Genomic DNA, 2,906 nt, shown 5'->3' with positions numbered 1-2,906 from the left:
CGCCCGGCGCGCACAAGGCGGCCGCCGCCGCCGCGCCGCCGAAGCAGCCCACGGTGCCGGTCGTGTGGAAGTAGCGGTAATGCGCCGGCTGCACCGCTGCGCCGATGCGGGTCGATATCTCATAGCCCACCACGATGGCGTTCAGCAGTTCCAGGCCGCTGGCATCGGCGTCTTCCGCCAGCGCCAGCGCTGCGGCGATGGTCGGGCAGCCAGGGTGGTAAATCGCGTCGCGGTAAATGTCGTCGAACTCGACGGCATGGGAAACGCTGCCGTTGATCCAGGCCGCGGTGGCCGGAAAGGCCGTGGTGGCGCAGCCCGGCAGGCTGGAACTGCCCGAACCGAGCTCCGCGCCATGGGCGCCCAACAATTGCAGGCAGGGTTGGGTGCGGGTGCCTGGATACAGGGCCGACAGCCAGTCCAGGAAGGCGCGTTTGGCGTGGTGGATGACCTCGTCGGGCAAGCGGGCCCGGGTGTCGTGCGCGCCATAGGCCGCAATCGTGTCCAGCAACATGCGTGTCTCCGTTGTCGTCGCGGCGCGGCGGCGCCTCGCTCATCTCTGCCGATCACTCTATGCGTCCCCGGCAGGCCAGCGTTGATAAAAAGGAAAACGAGCGTTCTTGATCCCGGGGGGCCGGAAATGGAGAAGGTTGCTTTGCCAATTTTTCATACCGGCAGCCCGGCGCGCTCCGTAAGCTGCATGCAACAACTAAAAAACCCGCAACACAAAGGAGGAAGTAATGAGCGACAGCAAGACCCCGCTGGGCTTCATCGGCCTGGGCGTCATGGGCGAACCCATGTGCGCCAACCTGGTGCGCAAGTCCGGCCATCCCGTTTATGTGGCCGATATCAGCCCCGATCCGGCGGCCCGGATCGGTGCGCTCGGAGGCCACGCCTGCGCCTCCATCATCGAGGTGGCCCAAAGCGCCGAGATCGTGTTCCTGTCCCTGCCCAGCATCGTGCAGGTGGAACAGGTGTGCACCGGTCCGGGAGGCCTGGTGGAGGCGGCCGGACGCGTGCGCATCGTGGTGGACATGAGCACCAGCGACGTCACCCGCACGCGCAAGCTGGCCGAAACCTTGCACGGCCACGGCATCCTGCTGATCGACGCGCCGGTCGCCCGCATGCGCGAGGCCGCCAGGCTGGGCACCCTGATGATCACCGTCGGCGCCACGCCCGGGGACTACGAGACGGTGCTGCCCTATCTGTCGTGCATGGGCACGGACGTGCTGCTCTGCGGCGGCGTGGGCAATGGCCAGGTGGTCAAGATCATGAACAATATGGTGGTGTTCATGACGGTGCATGCGCTGGCCGAGGCCATCACGATAGGCCGCAGCGCCGGCGTCGACGGCGCGCTGCTGCTGAACGCGCTGAGCAAGGGCTCGGCCGACAGCTTCGTGCTGCGCAATCCCGGCCTGAAGGCGCTGGCCGCCGAAACCTACCCCGAAAAGACCTTCCCGACCGAATACGCGATCAAGGACATCCTGCTGGCGCTGGAACTGGCCCGACAGGGCGAGGTGGACGCCCGCTCCGCCAAGCTGACGCATGACCTGCTGGAGCGCACCCGCGCGGCCGGCTTCGTCAAGGAGTACTACCCAGTGATGGTCAAGCTGATCGAGCGCGGCTACGAGTAAATCCGCCTGCCCCGCTGGGCGGCGCACTCCGCGCTGCCCTCCCTACTCCGAGACAACCATGAAATCACTATTCGCCAGGTGCGCGCTGCCCGCGCTCGCCGCCATCATCAGTTGCAACGCGGCCGCGGCCGACTATCCCTCCAAGCCGGTCACGCTGGTGATCGGCTTCACCGCGGGCGGCCCCACCGATGCGGTGGGCCGATACCTTGCGCGCAAGCTCGAGGCCGAATTGGGTCAGACCGTCGTGGTCGAGAACCGCGCGGGCGCCAACGGCGTGGTCGCCGTGCAGTCGGTCAAGCGCGCCGCCGCCGACGGCTACACGCTGATGCTGGGCAGCAGCGGCACCCTGTCCATCGAACCCGTCTACAAGCAGAAGGTCGACTATCAAGTGTTGAAGGATTTCCAGCCGGTGGCGCTGGTGGCCAGCTATCCCTACCTGCTGGTGGTGCCGTCCAGCTCTCCCTTCAAGACCGTGCAGGAATTGATCGCCGGGGCGCGCCAGAAGCCTGGAAGCCTGACCTTCGCGTCCGCCGGCAGCGGCGCGGTGAACCATCTGGCGGGTGAATGGTTCAAGAGCGCTTCGAAGCTGGACATCACGCATGTGCCCTACAAGGGCGATTCGGCCGCCATCGCCGACCTGGTCGCGGGCCGGGTCGACATGGCTTTCCTCAGCGCGATCGCGGCCATGCCTCAGGTGCAGGCCGGCAAGATGCGCGCACTGGCGATCGCCAGCGCCGAACCCTCGGCCGTCGCGCCTGGCATCCCGACGGTGGCGCAAGCCGCGGGCATCCCGGGTTTCACGGCCGAACCCTGGAACGGCGTGCTGGCGCCGGCGGGACTGCCGCCCGACGTGACGCTGCGCCTGAACACGGCGGTCAACAAGGTCATGGGCACGCCGGAATCGCGCGAGGCCCTGCTGAAACTGGGCCAGTTTCCGATGACGGGCAGCGCCGATGACTTCGCGCGGCACATCCAGTCCCAGACCGAACGCTGGGCGCAAGTGATCCGGGACGGCAACATCGCCAAGGCGGAATAAATGGACAACTCCCTGCAATACCCTGAACTGACGCTATTGATCGGCGGCCATGCCCAGCCGGCGGGAAACCGCCGCACGCTGGACGTGATGGATCCCGCCACACAGGCGGTGCTGGGCCGCCTGCCGGTCGCGACCTCCGAGGACATCGACGCGGCGCTGCTTGCTGCCCACCAGAGCTTTCCGCGCTGGCGCGATACGCCGGCGCTGGAACGGGCCGCGATCCTGCGGCGCGCGGCGGC

Annotated in this window: 4 protein-coding genes; 3 read left to right on the top strand and 1 reads right to left on the bottom strand. The window is 67.3% G+C overall.

Features of this window, described 5'->3' with window-relative positions:
- On the bottom strand, window positions 1-511 hold a 511-nt coding region (locus VIR09_RS22625), incomplete at its 3' end, for an MmgE/PrpD family protein (RefSeq protein WP_332014881.1).
- A 226-nt stretch (window positions 512-737) separates the two neighbouring features.
- On the opposite strand from VIR09_RS22625, the gene VIR09_RS22620 reads away from it, so the two are divergent.
- From VIR09_RS22620 to VIR09_RS22610, 3 genes are all read left to right on the top strand, one after another.
- Window positions 738-1,631 (top strand): NAD(P)-dependent oxidoreductase, encoded by an 894-nt coding sequence (locus VIR09_RS22620; RefSeq protein WP_332014880.1) that lies wholly within the window; start codon window positions 738-740, stop codon window positions 1,629-1,631.
- A 58-nt stretch (window positions 1,632-1,689) separates the two neighbouring features.
- Window positions 1,690-2,667, top strand: coding sequence for a tripartite tricarboxylate transporter substrate binding protein (locus VIR09_RS22615; RefSeq protein ID WP_332014879.1), 978 nt, complete (start codon window positions 1,690-1,692; stop codon window positions 2,665-2,667).
- On the top strand, window positions 2,668-2,906 hold a 239-nt coding region (locus tag VIR09_RS22610), incomplete at its 3' end, for an aldehyde dehydrogenase family protein (RefSeq protein WP_332014878.1).

This window comes from Achromobacter sp. (assembly GCF_036567245.1).
Taxonomy (GTDB): domain Bacteria; phylum Pseudomonadota; class Gammaproteobacteria; order Burkholderiales; family Burkholderiaceae_B; genus Achromobacter.
The sequence above is the reverse complement of the archived record's forward strand: the minus strand, read 5'-3'. Positions and strand labels throughout refer to the sequence as shown.

Coding starts and splice junctions, on each gene's coding strand:
- VIR09_RS22615 (WP_332014879.1), top strand. CDS start 1,690: ATGAAATCACTATTCGCCAGGTGCGCGCTGCCCGCGCTCGCCGCCATC.
- VIR09_RS22620 (WP_332014880.1), top strand. CDS start 738: ATGAGCGACAGCAAGACCCCGCTGGGCTTCATCGGCCTGGGCGTCATG.